This is a genomic window from Ferdinandcohnia sp. FSL W7-1320, from assembly GCF_038050315.1.
In the GTDB taxonomy this organism is placed as follows: Bacteria; Bacillota; Bacilli; order Bacillales; family Bacillaceae_L; genus Ferdinandcohnia; species Ferdinandcohnia aciditolerans.
In genome coordinates this window covers 248,277-264,113 of the sequence record NZ_JBBPAM010000001.1, presented here as the reverse complement: position 1 = coordinate 264,113, position 15,837 = coordinate 248,277, and the positions used below count along the sequence as shown (strand labels likewise).

Annotated in this window: 13 protein-coding genes; 1 reads left to right on the top strand and 12 read right to left on the bottom strand. The window is 39.6% G+C overall.

The window, feature by feature from the left end; all coding sequences use genetic code 11:
- Positions 1–93: 93 nt before the first annotated feature.
- The 9 genes from NST91_RS01305 to NST91_RS01265 all read right to left on the bottom strand — a co-directional run bounded on the left by NST91_RS01305 (position 94) and on the right by NST91_RS01265 (position 11,191).
- The gene (locus tag NST91_RS01305; RefSeq protein WP_341329697.1) at positions 94–951 is read right to left on the bottom strand and encodes an MBL fold metallo-hydrolase; all 858 of its coding nucleotides are present in this window, start codon (positions 949–951) and stop codon (positions 94–96) included.
- Between the two features lie 269 nt (positions 952–1,220).
- Positions 1,221–1,508: a DNA-binding protein gene (locus NST91_RS01300; protein WP_341329696.1), complete on the bottom strand. Its 288-nt coding sequence runs from the start codon at positions 1,506–1,508 to the stop codon at positions 1,221–1,223.
- 28 nt (positions 1,509–1,536) lie between these two features.
- A complete protein-coding gene (locus tag NST91_RS01295; RefSeq protein ID WP_341329695.1) occupies positions 1,537–2,775 on the bottom strand; it encodes an ABC transporter permease in 1,239 nt (412 codons plus the stop codon).
- Positions 2,768–3,694: an ABC transporter ATP-binding protein gene (locus NST91_RS01290; protein WP_341329694.1), complete on the bottom strand. Its 927-nt coding sequence runs from the start codon at positions 3,692–3,694 to the stop codon at positions 2,768–2,770. The genes NST91_RS01295 and NST91_RS01290 overlap by 8 nt, the downstream gene beginning before the upstream one ends.
- Positions 3,695–3,852: 158 nt before the next feature.
- Positions 3,853–4,335, bottom strand: a complete 483-nt coding sequence (locus tag NST91_RS01285) for a DUF1189 family protein (protein WP_341329693.1) — start codon at positions 4,333–4,335, stop codon at positions 3,853–3,855.
- Between the two features lie 85 nt (positions 4,336–4,420).
- Positions 4,421–4,876: a flavin reductase family protein gene (locus tag NST91_RS01280; RefSeq protein WP_341333458.1), complete on the bottom strand. Its 456-nt coding sequence runs from the start codon at positions 4,874–4,876 to the stop codon at positions 4,421–4,423.
- A gap of 162 nt (positions 4,877–5,038) precedes the next feature.
- Entirely contained in the window at positions 5,039–5,884 is an 846-nt protein-coding gene (locus tag NST91_RS01275; RefSeq protein ID WP_341329692.1) for a 2OG-Fe(II) oxygenase, read from the bottom strand.
- Between the two features lie 1,322 nt (positions 5,885–7,206).
- The gene (locus NST91_RS01270) at positions 7,207–7,974 is read right to left on the bottom strand and encodes a MerR family transcriptional regulator (protein ID WP_341329691.1); all 768 of its coding nucleotides are present in this window, start codon (positions 7,972–7,974) and stop codon (positions 7,207–7,209) included.
- Between the two features lie 133 nt (positions 7,975–8,107).
- Positions 8,108–11,191, bottom strand: coding sequence for an efflux RND transporter permease subunit (locus NST91_RS01265; protein ID WP_341329690.1), 3,084 nt, complete (start codon positions 11,189–11,191; stop codon positions 8,108–8,110).
- A 98-nt stretch (positions 11,192–11,289) separates the two neighbouring features.
- On the opposite strand from NST91_RS01265, the gene NST91_RS01260 reads away from it, so the two are divergent.
- Positions 11,290–12,114 carry a TetR/AcrR family transcriptional regulator gene (locus NST91_RS01260; protein ID WP_341329689.1) on the top strand — a complete coding sequence of 275 codons (825 nt, stop codon included), beginning with the start codon at positions 11,290–11,292 and terminating at the stop codon, positions 12,112–12,114.
- Positions 12,115–12,174: 60 nt separating this feature from the next.
- Here NST91_RS01260 and NST91_RS01255 read toward each other — a convergent pair whose 3' ends face one another.
- The 3 genes from NST91_RS01255 to proC all read right to left on the bottom strand — a co-directional run bounded on the left by NST91_RS01255 (position 12,175) and on the right by proC (position 15,650).
- A complete protein-coding gene (locus tag NST91_RS01255) occupies positions 12,175–13,437 on the bottom strand; it encodes a glutamate-5-semialdehyde dehydrogenase (protein WP_341329688.1) in 1,263 nt (420 codons plus the stop codon).
- Between the two features lie 141 nt (positions 13,438–13,578).
- Positions 13,579–14,700 (bottom strand): glutamate 5-kinase, encoded by a 1,122-nt coding sequence (proB, locus tag NST91_RS01250; protein WP_341329687.1) that lies wholly within the window; start codon positions 14,698–14,700, stop codon positions 13,579–13,581.
- A 95-nt stretch (positions 14,701–14,795) separates the two neighbouring features.
- Entirely contained in the window at positions 14,796–15,650 is an 855-nt protein-coding gene (gene proC, locus NST91_RS01245; protein WP_341329686.1) for a pyrroline-5-carboxylate reductase, read from the bottom strand.
- Positions 15,651–15,837 lie beyond the last annotated feature (187 nt).

Genomic DNA, 15,837 nt, shown 5'->3' with positions numbered 1-15,837 from the left:
CCAATTTTTATCTAGGATTGGGACAATGGACCTGTCCCCGTGTCCCAGCTAAGTGTAAGAAACCTGGCTTTTTTAGACAGCCAGGTTTCCTTTCTAATGGATAGTTTTATCTACATAGCGGCCATAGTCCGGAATTGCAATTTGGTCAAAGTCTTTAACTAGTCTTGTTAAGGATTCTTTTAGCAGTTCGCCAGTTATCGGCAAACCATGTCCCGTAATGGCAACACTTGGTTCTAATTTTGCTAGTGTTTCAACAGATTTCTTCGCTGCCTGCCAATCAGTTGTTAAATATCTCGGAGGGCCGCTGATTTCCAATTCTTGGGTAAACACCTTATATAAGTACTCTTGCTTCACAGTCACAAATGCATCACCAACGATAAGAGCGCGATCCTTTTCTCGGAAAAAGGATACATGGCCCGGTGCATGGCCTGGCGTATGAATCCAACGAAATTCTGGCAAATGAGGAACGGTTCCGTCCTCTGGCAGCTTTTCCACATGACTCCCTAACTGAATCGGCTCATTCGGAAATAACGGTGATATTTTCGCCACCATTCCCCCTTCAACCGACGAGTCTGGTTCAGGATAGCTTGTTCGCCCTGTTAAAAATGGCATTTCCAACTCATGAGCGTAAACAGGGACATTCCAATGTTCAACTAATTCAATGATTGCACCGACATGATCAAAATGGCCATGAGTTAAGATAATCGCCTTCGGTCGACTCTCTTTGCCAAAGCGTTCCTCACATACAGCAATTATTTCCTCCGCTGAACCCGGCATTCCTGCATCTACAATCACATAATCTGATGTACCAGGCTCACCCACTAGTATAAAGTTTACGATTTGGATGGTATGAGAATAAATATCCGATACTACCTGTATTCCAACCCCACTGCCAATCGAAGTGGCAGGGATAAACTTATAATCACTTCCGTACTGCATGTCCTTTTCCATTAGGATCCTCCCCTTACACATTCGCCTAGTGATAGTGTTTCACAGGATTGGGAATTTATTTATCCCGCATTAGCGGGCAGTATATCCACACTAAAAACTTAGTGAAAACATAGAAGTTCAAACGGGAAAACGGTCCGTAAAAAGCTATCACAGAGCAAAGACTAAGAGCGCCGCGGTCTGTGGCAAACCTTTGTGACACACATCCTATGCGCCTCAGCTAACAATCAGCGGGCCATAAAGAAACCTATCGAGAAGGACCTTTGAGCTATTCACCCAGGTTTGATAACCCATTGCTTTAATTTACTCTTCGGGTAATACACTGTACCATTTATTACAACATGAGGAATATTTGGATATTCCTTCACTAATTCTTTGGCGTCTTCTTTAGATACTCCAATATGATACGCGATATCTTTTTCTTTAATCAGTTCGTATAAATCATCTTCTTCAAGCTTATCCATTACACTCTTCGCTTCAGGATTTTTAAAATTTTTCAAACCATCACCGATGAAGTATCCTGCGACTGCAATGCCTATGCCCAAAAATAAAAGATCCATTTTCACACCCCACTTTTTAGTATTTCACTTAGGAACGAATCCACTTCCAAATTTCCTTCGGAGTTGCATTTTTCCCATACATAAGAATACCTGTTTTGAAGATCTTCCCTGCGAGTTTCATAAATAGCCATATACTCACAATTAAAATGACTAAAGAAATAACAATTTCAATCCACGGCCATTCCTCTAAAAACGTGAGACGCAATAATAACACACCCGGAGCTGTAAACGGGATATAGGTTCCAATTTGTGCAATTAGACCACTTGGATCGCTAATTACTGGCCCAATAAATACAAAAGGTAGAAATGGCAGCATCATAACCATACCTTGAAAGTTTCCTGCTGACGACATATCAGCCATCGTTGCGCCAACACCTACAAACAGTGCAGCAAATAAGAGATACCCTAAAATTGCAATTAAAACATATAATAAAATCTCTGGTCCCACTAAGTAGTCAAAAATAGGTATATCCAGCTTCCAAAGTGCAATCGGTATTCCAAAGCCAAGAAATACAACAGCTTGAATCATACCCAATATAAAGTATCCGATAATCTTTCCTTGCATCAACTCAGCTGCAGTAAGGGACGATAATACAATTTCCGCAACCTTGTCTTTCTTCTCTTGAGATGCACTTTGAAAAATGTACATTCCTGAAAAAATAATTGAAAGTAGAATAATTCCTGCAAACGCGCCTGGTATAATGCGTTCAAGAGGATCCGTTCCTACTAAGTTAGACTCCTCTTCAGCAGTTTCCTCTGTTTCATCAATGAGTTTTTCTTCAAACGTTAGCTGTTTCGAGAATGCTGCTAATTGTTCTTCTGTAAGCCCGAGTTTTTTCATTTGTAAGGTCTTTAGTGGAACCTCTAATACTTGAACCTGATTCATAAAATATGGACTTATTTCTTCACTTGTATGAACAGGAACCACTCCATTTTCAAAGCCCTCCTGCTCGAACACGATATACGCTGTATTTTCTGCCTCTTTCAGTACTTCTAGGATTTCTTCGTACCCTATTTCTGTTGTTTCGAGTTCCCAATTCAGATCATGTGCGGCGACTGTTTCTTCTATGACATCAGTAACTCCAAGCTCATCACTGATTAAAACACGTGTCGAAACTTCTTCTTCGGGCTCTGATCCGCCAAAAATACTTCCTAAGAACATAAAAGCTAAGAATAAAACAGGAGTTAAAAATAAGCCAATCAAAAAGGACTTATTTCTCAAATTTCTTTTTACTTCCCATTTGGCTACTTTCATGGCATTACGCATCTATCGCAACCTCCTCTCGCAGCATGTTCTTATCCGTTGCAATATCAATAAATATTTCATGAAGGGAGATTCGATCAATGGATAACTCATTGATCTCCAGTTGCTCCGGTAAATGCTTTAACCAACTTGCAACATTAACATCCTTTGTCAGGTACAAGATTGATGTTTCCTCCTGTTGTTCTACCCGTTGAACCTCAGGAAGGCCATGCAGAATTTCCAAATTGTTCTTACCGCGAATGGTACATTTAAAATTGGCATATTCTTTCTTTACATTATCCATCGATCCATAGATGACCTTTTGTCCACGGTGAATCAGAAATAACCGATCACACATTTCCTCAACTAGATTCATTTGATGAGAGGATAATAGTATCGCAGTGCCGCCTTTAGCCAGATTCCTGATCTCTTCTTTAAATAGCTCTTGGCTTACTGGATCAAGTCCTGAAAATGGTTCGTCCAGAATGAGAAACTCAGGTTCATGTAAGATGGATGCAATAAATTGTACCTTTTGACCCATACCTTTTGATAGTTCCTCAACCGAAGAATTCTCTTTCCCCTCTAACCCGAATTTCTTCAAGTAGGTAAGAGCACGTTCCTTGGCCTTCTTAATGGGATAATCCTTTAATTCAGCTAAATATAGAAGAATATCCATTACCTTGACATTTTTATAAAGTCCACGTTCCTCTGGTAAATATCCGATTTTATTCCGAGGTATTTCCGTATGTCCTTGGAAAGTGATAGATCCTTCATCCGGATACATGATCCCCATGATATTCCTGATCGTGGTTGACTTCCCAGCGCCATTTGGACCAAGAATCGCCATAATTTCTCCTTTATAGACTTCAAATGAAACACCCTTTAGCACCTCTACATTTTTAAAAGACTTCTTTAAATAATCTACTTTCAGAAAAGCATCCATAATGATATTCCTCCTCCTTTATCAATCCCCTAGGAGACTGGCAAACAAATTGAAGACAAATCTCTTAATCTAACCCACTAAGTATGTACGATATTTCACACAAAAGGTTTCAAATATTTTCCTGTAACAAACAAAAAAAGAACCGGCTCACCGGTTCTTTACTTATGCTTCTTTACTCGGCTCGGATAATGAAAAATCATCCGTAGAATCGTGTAAAATAACAATATAAATATAATTGTATTCACAATCCAATGGGTACCAATCAGGATATTGGCAACCGCAAAAATGATAATTGGTTTTGTTAACGCAAACGCACACATCTTCCATAGAAATTGAAATTTCAAATGGCGATGTGTAACCTTACTGACTCCTACACCCGCTCCCGCTAAAGTCGAAATCCCTGCGATACCTAAAAAAAGCATTAAAAACGGGTAAAAAAGGAGGACTTGAATGATATAAATATTTTGAGGAATTTCGCTTTCCATATAGGAATCATCCAAAAGTAAGTTAATTTCAATTGGAAGTGCGACGATAAACAATAATAAAAGAAGGAAAAGAATTGTATTTCTCATTTCCAGCTTATTCAGACGTTTCATTGCTGCCTTATTCGGCAATCGCAAACTATCCATAAATGTTGACATGAGTTTCACATAAAGCCACTCGCTTCATTTAAGAGTTATTTTAACTTAAAGATACCTTTCCACATAAGGAAAGGTACCCACATGATTATTTATAAAACTCAGCAGGAATATTGCCGAATTTACGGTTGTGATAAAGAAGTGGCGGCTTATTATAATTTTCAATCTCTACCACTTCACCGATTAGGATTGTGTGGTCACCCGCTTCAATCGTCTTATGAGTTTTACAATGTAATACTCCCGAAGTTCCCTTAAGGATTGGAAGGTTGTTATCAGACATTTCCCATTCACAATTACCAAATCGATCTGTTCCCTTACTTGCAAATAGGGCACAGATATCTCCCTGATCCCCAGCTAATACATGAACCGCAAATTTATCCACATTTGTAAAAATATCGTAAGTTGATACTCGCTTATCAATTGACCATAAAATCAATAATGGATCTAATGAAACAGAGGCAAATGAGTTTACTGTGAGTCCAAGTGGTACTCCATTTTCATCCGTCGTCGTTACAACTGTTACACCCGTCGGATAATTCCCCATGACGTCTTTAAAAGTTTGTACTTTATCCAAAGTTCACACACCTTTCTATGCACTGACACACTTCATTTTAGTATTTTCAAAATCTCTAATTTCAGCTTACTTAAATTTATTAGTTTAACTATATCATGATTACAATGACAATTCTAATTGAATGCATTTCGTTTAGTGCCTATATATATTCCCTTGGCGAATCCATTTCGTTGCAACCCATTTTTCACCTTCGGATACGGGGATACTCGAATGAAGGGACATCCGGTCTACCTCACCCTTACTATTTCCATACTGAAAATAGACAGCAGATCCTATCTTTGGAACAATCGAAACTCCAGCTTTAGGAAAAACAGTTTCTCCTCCTGCAGGTACATCATTTAAATAGATGAGGAACGTCCCCACCCGCTGACCACCTTTAGCAGGGTCTACCTTACTTGGTGGAAAATAGTCAAAGTGACTTTTGTATTCCTCACCAATGCCATAATTCAGTACCTGTAGCCCTTCTCCATTTTCAATAGGAAACTCCGTTAATTCCGCAATTCTTTTTTCTACTTTTTTAATAAACTCATTTTCTCGCAAATAAAAATACATACCTTTGCTAGTTCGACCAGTAGCTGCTTTTTCTTCACCAGTCTTTGGATCAATGACAGTTGAAGGCTTAAGGCGGTTTCGCGACATTTCAATCAACTGGTCACATTCCTCATAACTTAGGAAATTATCCAAATGTAAAATAAAAGGCTTTTCTACTTTTGAGAGGACCTTAATTTCACGGTCACTTGTATGTAAAGTACTTCCCTTTTTCGCGATTTCGGGCTGTTCATATTCATATGGAGCTTGCACACCTGGTGTGTTTATTGGTTTATTTCCAACGATTCGAAACAGAGTGGTATATGATAATTTAGGATCATAGCCTTTTCGAATCATTGCATCGACAATCGCTTCAGGGTTAACGCCACTGTTTAACGTTTTAATAATCCAATCCATGAGTGCACCTGGAATTTTATTCACTTTCTCCATTTCTTCCTCTCCTTTATAGCCCTTAATTGAGCGAAAGGGACAAGGAGTCCTATCTCTTCCGCTCTGTGTAATCCCTTACATTCTATTGTAATATATATAAGTAAATTTGTGGTAGCAATTACTTTATTTCCAGAGTTCTGTCGCAATTAGTGCTTCATTCCGACTCAATTCCTCCTTATTCCAGTGCTCGCTGTCGCAATCAGCGCTCTATTCTGACTCAACTCAGCTGATTCCCATTCTCTCTGTCGCAATCGGCACTTCATTCTGACTTAACTCTGCCATTTTCCTGTGCTCGCTGTCGCAATCAGCGCTCTATTCTGACTCTCCTCTGCTGATTCCCATTCTCTCTGTCGCAATCAACACCTTATTCTGACTCTATTCTGCCATTTTCCTGTGCTCGCTGTCGCAATCAGCACTCTATTCTGACTCAATTCTGTCAATTTCCTGCTCTCTCTGTCGCGATCAGCACTCTATTCTGACTCTCCTCTGCTGATTCCTACTCCCTCTGTCGCAAACAACACCTTATTCTGACTCAATTCTGCCATTTTCCTGTGCTCGCTGTCGCAATCAGCGCTCTATTCTGACTCAACTCAGCTGATTCCCATTCTCTCTGTCGCAATCGGCACCTCATTCTGACTTAACTCTGCCATTTTCCAGTGCTCGCTGTCGCAATCAGCGCTCTATTCTGACTCTCCTCTGCCGATTTCCCACTCTCGCTGTCGCAATCAACACTCTATTCCGACTCAATTCTGTCAATTTCCTGCTCTCGCTGTCGCGATCAGCACTCTATTCTGACTCTCCTCTGCTGATTCCTACTCCCTCTGTCGCAAACAACACCTTATTCTGACTCTATTCTGTCAATTTTCTGCTCTCTCTGTCATAATCAACACTTCTTTCCTACTCATCACAGACGTTTTCTTGCCCTCGCTTCGCAAACAGCACTCTATTCTGACTCAACTCAGCTGATTCCTTACTCGCTCTGTCACAATCAGCACCTCATTCTGACTCAACTCTGTCAATTTTCTGCTCTCTCTGTCATAATCAACACTTCTTTCCGACTCATCACAGACGTTTTCTTGCCCTCGCTTCGCAATAAACGCTCTATTCTGACTCAACCAGACAACTTCCCACTCTTGCTGTAGCAAGTAGTGTTCTTCTCGGATACCAAACAGTTGATACCCACACTTTCTGTCCGGATGGCAACACTACAATCTGGTAACACTTAGACAAATTCCTACACAATAACGTGCGAACTGAAACATTACTCTCTCAAAAAAAGAGCGAGACCTCTAAGATCTCACCCCCAAAAAAACTCATCCACCTTATTCAGCCTTTTGCCCTGTATACACAACTATTGCATCTCTCAAGAATTCTGCGGTTCCTGGCTGTTGTTTGTCATAATATGCTGTGAATCGTTCGTCATCGACGTACATTTGCGCCAAGCCTGCATGCGCTTCTTTGCTATATTTTGGCCAAAAATACATGAGCCACTGCTTATGCAACTCTGCCGCTTTTTGGCCGAGTTCTCCAGCTGGATTGCCAGTCTTCATCGCATCACTTAAGGTCTCCATTAATTCCTCAGAAAGACGGGTTACCGCCTCATGATCCTCTTTGGACATATTCATGAACATCTCGTTTGATTGTTTAACTGTTTCTTCACCATATTTTTCACGGATTTCTTTTCCGTATTTTTTCTCATTTTCTTCGAGTGCCTTCTTTTTAAAGCCTTCGAATTTTTCTTGATCAGACATAATAACTCTCCCTTCTTTTTGCGCAATGGTTTTTTCAATATTGGCAATGAGTAGATCGATTTGTTTTCGTTTATCAAGGAGCTGCTCTCGATGTTCTTTGAGTGCTTTAGGCTCATCAAAGGCAGGATTGGTCATAATTTGTTTGATATCTGTTAGATTGACCCCGAGTTCACGGTAAAAAAGAATTTGTTGTAGACGATCGATTTCATCTTGGCCATAAATTCGGTAACCTGATGAATTGATTCTTGCCGGCTTAAGAATCCCAATTTCATCATAGTACCTTAGAGTTCTTGTACTTACTCCTGCTAGTTTCGCTAGCTTTTGTACCGTATACTCCACCTCATCACCCCCTTGATAATTTCAATTTACACCTTTACGCAACGTTAAGGTCAATACAAAATTACGAAAAAATTTTTAAGGTGTGAATATAAAAGCCCCACAAGATATGTATAACCTTGTGGGGCCGGATTGATTAGTTTTCTTGAATGTTTTTACGGTCTTTCTTAAACATTTTAGACAAAATTTCGTAGACGATTGGTACGACTAGAAGTGTTAGTAGAGTTGAACTTGCGAGTCCACCGATAACGGTAATACCAAGCCCTTTCGAAATTAAACCTCCGCCACCTTCGCCAAATAATAACGGGATTAGTGCACCCATTGTGGCAATTGCCGTCATTAAGATTGGACGTAAACGTGTGGCACCAGCCTCAAGAACAGCTTCACGCATTGTTAGTCCATCACGTTCCATATGAATGATTCGGTCTACTAAAACGATGGCGTTTGTAACCACTATACCGATCAACATCAACAGACCCATCATAACCGATACCGAAATGGTTTCGTCTGCAATCAATAATCCAACAAACGAACCAATAATTGCAAATGGCAAGGAGAACAGAATTGCAAATGGTGCAACTCCTTCACCAAATGTCACAACAAGGATGAAGTACACAATTGCAATTGCTGCGAGCATTGCAAGACCTAGTTGGGTAAATGTTTCAACCATATCTGCTTGAACACCGGCAATATCAAGTGTTACTCCTTTGGGAAGGTCTAGTTCTTCTACTTCTTCTCCAACCTTAGCTGTTACTTTTGAAATATCATCCCCAATAATAGATCCTGAAACGGAAGCATAGTACTCACCTTTACTACGAGCAAGTGTATTTAAGGTAGTACCTTCTTTAACCGTTACTAAATCAGAAAGAGGCATCGTTGCACCCATTGCTGTTGGTACTTGAGTTGCAAGAAGATCATCTATTGACTCTGGTGTAGCTACTTCTTCCTGCTGAACAATAACCTCCAATGTATTTCCATCTTTTTCAACAGTTGTGATAACCTCTTGTGAGCGGTCTGGATTTAGCATCATCACAATTTGACCAGTTGTAAGTCCATATTGTAATAATTCATCCTGTTCAACATTGAATGTGTACTCGACATATGCATCCTCAGCACTTGACGATACATCCTCTAAACCGTCTGCATCATTCATGACGCCTTCAACCATATCAACTGCATCATAAAGCTTATCTAAATCTTCACTATATAATGTATAACTAACTTCATTTGTGCTCATTGACATAGAAGAGAAATTCTGGCTCTTCCACTCACCCGATTGGCCAATATTAAACACGTATTCTTCAACTTCTTCGCGGACTTCAGGGAAGTTCTCCATTTCCGGATCGAAAATGAGGTACATGAGCGCACCGTCACCGCCGCCTCCCATCATTGCGGCCATTGGGTCGCCGCTTTCTGTAACAGAAACCTGAAGAATATCAATATCTTCTCGTTTTAATAACTCTTCTTCAACTGTTGCAACATTATCCAAGGTTTCATCTTTTAACTCACCAGTTCCTGGCGTATAAGTTAGATACATGACCTTTTCTTCTTCACTACCCATAAAACTAAAACCAATAAGCGGTGTTAATGCTAAGCTACCGACTAATAATAATACTGACAGTACTGACACAATAATTTTATGATTTAGCGACCAATTTAAAATACCTTTATACCAATTTGCAAGCTTACCTACTTCTTTATGCTTTGATTCTGTTTTTTCAACATAGAGCTGTTTTTTAAACAAAGTATGTGATAAAGCAGGAACGATCGTAATCGCAACTAACAAGGAAGCACCTAAGGCAAAAGTCATTGTTAATGCGAACGGCATGAACAATTCTCCAACCATACCACCTACAAAAATTAACGGTGCAAATACCGCAACCGTAACTAACGTGGAGGAAAGGATTGGTTTGAACATTTCAAGTGTTGCTTCACGTATTAAGGCACGGCCATTTAGCTTTTCTTCTTTTAAATGTAGTCTTCGATAAATATTTTCAACAACGACAATGGAGTCATCAATTACACGTCCGATTGCAACCGTAACTGCCCCTAGTGTCATTAAGTTCAATGTAATGTCCATCCACTTCAGTAACAATAATGCCATAAAAATGGAAACCGGAATGGATACAATCGAAATAATTGTTGATCTAAAATTACGAAGGAATAGTAGAATTATTAAGACCGCGATTAAACCACCAAATAGTGCTTTTTCTACCATTGTTGCAACTGATTTTTCAATTGGCTCTCCTTGGTCTAGTGAAACATCGATAACGAGACCTTCAATTCTTTCCTGCTCGTCTTCAATAAGATCCTTTACTTCATTTACCACATCCACTGTGTTTGCTCGTTGCTCTTTAACAATTTGAATGGCAATAGCGTCTTTTCCGTTCGTACGAGATACGGATTGAACGCGTCCAACTTCTTCAATTGTCGCAATATCACTAAGTTTCACGAATGGCTGTGGATTATTTTCAGTAGGTGTAACAGGAATTAACATTTCCTTTAACTCATCTGCTGTCATGAACTTTCCGTCAATCGCAACAGCTTGTTCACCTTCTTTAAACTCAAAAAGTCCTAGTGATACTGACATATCACTTGCTTGGATCATCTGTTTGACTGAGTCCTCTGTTAAGTCAAGTTCAGCCATTTTTTCAGTATTATAAGTAAGTTGTACTTCTTCAATATGCTGACCTGTGATCGTTGCCGATCCAACCCCATCAAGCTTTTCAATCTTTGGAAGTAAAACATCTTCAACTGTTGATGTTAATTCCACAATATCTTCTGTTTTACTACTTACACTTAATGCCACAACCGGCATCATATTCATGCTAATGGCAGTAATAACAGGCTCTTGTGCAGCTTCTGGCAATGTTACTGCATCTAACGCGGATTGAAGTGCACGCTTCGCCTCGTCCATATCCTCGCCATACTCATATTCAACTTGAATATTAGCCATGTTCGAATAGGAATTGGAATAAACAGATTTAACCCCATCAAGTCCCTCTACCGCTTTTTCAATTGGCATTGAGACATCTTCCATCACCTGTTCAGGAGTTGCACCTGGATATACATCCATAACCATTAGGAAAGGAATGGATATATCAGGAATCGTTTCTGTCTTCATTTGAGTACCTGAATAAATCCCAGATACCGTTATAATAATTGTTAATAACCAAACTGCTAGTTTATTTTTTAATACAAAGTTGGCTATACCTCTCACACTTACACCTACCCTAGATTGACTTATTAAACCCATTTATTTATAATAATGACCAATCAGTCATTTGTCAATGAAAGAAAACGGGAGAGAACCACGAAATGGTGAAAAAACAACTTATAATGGAAAAAGCGCTAGAGCTTTTCGCAAAGCAAGGTTTTGAGGCAACATCCGTACAGCAAATAACTGATCAGTGTGGGATTTCAAAGGGAGCTTTCTACCTCTCTTTCAAATCAAAAGATGAATTAATCATCGCCCTAATCGACCAGTTTATGGAGCAAATTTTTTCTAATATTGACCACTTAGTCAGAAACAAAAAAGATACAGAAAATCTTCTGTTTGAATATTATTATGTAAGCTTCCAGTCATTTAAAGAACACTCATATTTTGCGAATATCTTAATGAAAGAGTATACCCAATCTCTTAACGAAAAATTAATTCATAAAATGCATTATTATGACAAACTAGGTAATACAGTGATTCTCTTGATGATTGAGCGCATTTATGGAGAAAAAGCGGAGCATATAAAATATGATCTACTCTATTGTATAAAAGGTTTTATGAGAATGTATTCAGAGCTCTTTCTGTATCAGCTTGTTCCTTTGGACATTGACCTCCTTTGTCAGTCCCTAGTGGAAAAAACAGATTTATTAGCTCATGGCATGACTCATCCTTTTCTAAAAAAAGAACTTATGGAATCGTCCGGGCAAGGTGAGGTCACGAAGGAACAATTGATTTCGTTAATTGAGGAGAGAATAAAAGAAATGGAGGATTCAGTTGAAAAGGAATCTCTCCTGCTATTGCAAGAACAGGTGGATGAACGAACATATAGCCCTGCAATTATAAACGGACTCCTGTTAAACGTCCGGAACCATCCACATTGTAGATGGATCGCTCATTTACTCAGTTCCTATTTTAAGAAATAATAAATTTGCCCATTTCGAAAAAACACGGCAGAATCCTAATCATTCTGCCGTGTTTCGTTATCATCTTATTTGTCCATTTCCGGTCATTAGAAATTTTCCTGTAGTTAGGGCCGGTAGTCCCATCGGTCCACGTGCATGAAGCTTTTGAGTTGAAATGCCAATCTCAGCACCAAACCCTAGGGCTCCACCGTCTGTAAATCGAGTTGAAGCATTATGATAAAGAGAAGATGCATCAACCAGCTTCATGAACACATCTGCTACTTCTTGATTTTCTGTAATAACTGCTTCTGAGTGCTTTGTCCCATATTTTTCAATATGGTCAATTGCTTCATGGACATCATCAACAATCTTCATCGCAATATGCAAACTTAAGTATTCATTTGCCCAATCCTCTTCACCTGCTGGGATAGCGTTTGGGATAATTGATAGTGACTGCTCATCCCCATGCACTGTAATAGAATGTTCTTGCAATGTTTTCACAAGCGCATCCTTATGTTTTAGCAACCAATCCTTATGTATAAGGACTGTTTCCGCAGCATTACAAACAGCCGGGCGATCCGTTTTTGCATTCACAAGGATAGGTAATGCCTTGTCGACATCAGCTTCAGAGTCAATATAGACATGGCAGTTTCCAACACCTGTTTCGAGTACAGGAACTGTCGCTTGTTTAACAACCGTTTGAATCAAAGAGGCCCCGCCGCGTGGAATAAGCACATCAATATATTCCTTCATCGTAAATAGCTGCCCGGTAGCTTCTCGATCCGTACTTGCAATAAATTGAACAGCTTCCCTTGGTATCATCGTATGCTCTAGCGCATATTGAATAACCTCAACGATTGCTTTATTTGTGTGAATCGCTGATGAGCCGCCTTTTAAGATGATTGCATTTCCTGACTTTAACGCGAGCCCTGTTGCATCAACCGTTACATTTGGTCGTGCCTCATAAATCATCCCGATAACACCCAAAGGTACCGTTACTTTTTTCACCTGTAGGCCGTTTTCCAATGTCCAATCTGAAATAACTTGGTCTGTCGGGTCCTCCAAAGCAGCAACTTGTCGAAGTCCCTCTGCAAAATCAAAAATACGTTTCTTTGAAAGTGTTAGCCGATCCATGAATGCTGGCGTATATCCAGCTTCTTTACCTTTTTGCAAATCAACCTTATTAGCTTCTAAGATAATTTCAAAGCTTGCTTCTAAATGTTCAGCTATTATATACAATGCTCTATTTTTATCGTCAGTTGATAGAATACTCACTTGTTTGGCAGCTTTTTTTGCTTCACGTGCTTGATTTCTAATATCTACATTTTCCTTTACTAAAGTCACCTAATTCCTCCTTTAATCAATTGCGCCTTGGCGTATTTGATGCCCAGAGCTATTCGAGCCTGCTCGAAAAACTACTTCTAAAAATCTGTGGCAACGCCGGAGGCTTTGACTTTACTCAGTTGGGTTATCTACTGAATAAAGTCAAACTCCAATTGTGATTGGTGCATCTATATGGCAAACAAAATCTCCTATTTCCATAATGACAGTGGAATCTATTACTTGATCTCTTTGAGACTGTAGCATCCGTTCTAACTCATCTGAAGAGATTTTCACCAAACCTCTGGCAATTTCTTCTTCGCCCGTATCCACTACACGGACAACAGCGCCTTTTTCAAACCTACCTTCGACTTGAAGAATCTCCTTTAGCCGCAAGCTCTTCCGATTCTTCACAATTCTCTCTATTGCATCGGCATTGATGATTATTTCTCCCTTGGATCCTGAGTGAAAGGCAATCCACTTTTTCTTTTGATTAAGTATTGTCACTGATTTTTTACAAGAAAAAAACGTACCGGTCGCCTTTTCTTCCACGGCATCCACGATGATATTTTCTTTATTTGCATTTCCTAAAAAAGTTGAAATCCCAGACGCCATTGCAATTTTCACGGCTTCAATTTTAGACTTCATGCCACCTGTACCAACAGTACTTCCAGAACCACCTGCAGCATTCTCGATTTCATCCGTAATTTCAGACACTTGCTCTATTAACTTAGCATCCTCATGTACAGTTGGGTTTTTATCATATAAACCATCTATATCAGATAAAATGACCAGTTGGTCAGCATCCACTAAACCAGCAACTTTAGCCGCCAATGTGTCATTATCACCAAAGTTCAAACGCTCTGTCGAAAGCGTGTCATTCTCATTAACGATTGGAATAATCCCTCGGTCTAATAAAACATTCAATGTGTTGCGCACATTTTGATAACGTGATTCATCCAAAAAGTCGCTTCTTAAAATCAAGATTTGCGAAGCCACATAGCCGTGTGATAAAAATAGGTGGGAATAGGACTCCATTAATAATCCTTGACCAATCGATGCAGCTGCTTGTTTTTCTGACAATGAATCTGGGCGTTTAAGACAGCCGAGCTTTCTATATCCAGCAGCGACGGCCCCTGATGATACTAGAACAACCTCGTGCCCTGCATCCTTCAACTCAGCAATTTCATTCGTCAATTTTTCTAGTTTTATCTTACTAATTTCTCCATGACGGCTCGTTAACGAGCTACTTCCGACCTTTATAACAACTCTTTTTTCTATGGACATCCGATCAATCCTTATCTGTTTTGTTTTTGATTTGATTGCCGGACGATAATACTTTTACAAGCGCTTATCGCCCGTAAAAGGGTTTTATGCTTATGTTAAACAGCTTGAACTTTTTTCTCAGTAGTGCCTTCAAGCTGTGAACTGATTTCTTGGGAACGCTTTGCCGCATGTTTAATAGCTTGTGAGATCGCCTTACCGGCACCATTTTTTTCTAAGGCTGCTAAACCTGCAGCTGTTGTTCCATTTGGGGAAGTCACATTTTCCCGTAATGTGGTCGGTGTCTCATTCTGTTGCTGAATCATTTTTGCTGCTCCGACAATCGTTTGAGCAATAATTTCTCTTGTCACTTTTTCTTGTAATCCTGCCTTTTTCACTGTTGCTTCCATATGCTCCATTAGGTAATAAATATAGGCAGGTCCACTACCCGCTACTCCTGTAAACACATCCATTTGGTCCTCTGGAATCTCGTAAACTTCTCCAATTGATTCAAGCAGGTCTTTAGCCAGTAACATATCTTCCGTAGTAGTCGAGGAACCAGCTGAAATGGCTGTTGCAGACTCTCCAATCATGCTAGATGTATTCGGCATCACACGAATCACCTGTTGTCCCGCTGGTAAATGCTGCTCCATGTAAGTTGTGGTAATACCCGCTAGTACGGATAAAACGAGTTGGTTTGGTTGAAGTGAATCTTTGATGGACTGTAGTGCAACTTCTGCATCTTTAGGTTTCATTGCGAGGACGATAATATCGATATTTTGTAGGTTTAGATGTTTGCTTGTTAAACCTTTAATATAATAATTTTCTTCAAGCTGTTGTAGTCGTGCTGTATTCGAACGGTTGGTAACAAAAATCTGATTCGAAGGAACTTTTCCAGCCGCAACAATTCCTGATATCATTGCCTCTGCCATAGAACCTGCCCCTATAAAGGCGATTGTTTTTTCATGTAACATCAAATGTCTCCCTTGTGGTAAAAATTTAAGAACGTATTTATCGTAACATCTTAAAAACCATTATCAAGGGTATCTCGGAAAGTCATATGCATATGATTCAATTAGTGAGTGTAAACGCTACCAAACTAAGCTAATCACATCAAACCACCTTCTATCCGTTCAAAACATGCCTGAGCCAATAATTTGC

What these genes read in the sequence shown, in the direction of transcription:
- NST91_RS01305 (WP_341329697.1), bottom strand. Translation starts at nt 951, where the DNA reads ATGGAAAAGGACATGCAGTACGGAAGTGATTATAAGTTTATCCCTGCC.
- NST91_RS01300 (WP_341329696.1), bottom strand. Translation starts at nt 1,508, where the DNA reads ATGGATCTTTTATTTTTGGGCATAGGCATTGCAGTCGCAGGATACTTC.
- NST91_RS01295 (WP_341329695.1), bottom strand. Translation starts at nt 2,775, where the DNA reads ATGCGTAATGCCATGAAAGTAGCCAAATGGGAAGTAAAAAGAAATTTG.
- NST91_RS01290 (WP_341329694.1), bottom strand. Translation starts at nt 3,694, where the DNA reads ATGGATGCTTTTCTGAAAGTAGATTATTTAAAGAAGTCTTTTAAAAAT.
- NST91_RS01285 (WP_341329693.1), bottom strand. Translation starts at nt 4,335, where the DNA reads ATGTCAACATTTATGGATAGTTTGCGATTGCCGAATAAGGCAGCAATG.
- NST91_RS01280 (WP_341333458.1), bottom strand. Translation starts at nt 4,876, where the DNA reads ATGGGGAATTATCCGACGGGTGTAACAGTTGTAACGACGACGGATGAA.
- NST91_RS01275 (WP_341329692.1), bottom strand. Translation starts at nt 5,884, where the DNA reads ATGGAGAAAGTGAATAAAATTCCAGGTGCACTCATGGATTGGATTATT.
- NST91_RS01260 (WP_341329689.1), top strand. Translation starts at nt 11,290, where the DNA reads ATGGTGAAAAAACAACTTATAATGGAAAAAGCGCTAGAGCTTTTCGCA.
- proB (WP_341329687.1), bottom strand. Translation starts at nt 14,700, where the DNA reads ATGTCCATAGAAAAAAGAGTTGTTATAAAGGTCGGAAGTAGCTCGTTA.
- proC (WP_341329686.1), bottom strand. Translation starts at nt 15,650, where the DNA reads ATGTTACATGAAAAAACAATCGCCTTTATAGGGGCAGGTTCTATGGCA.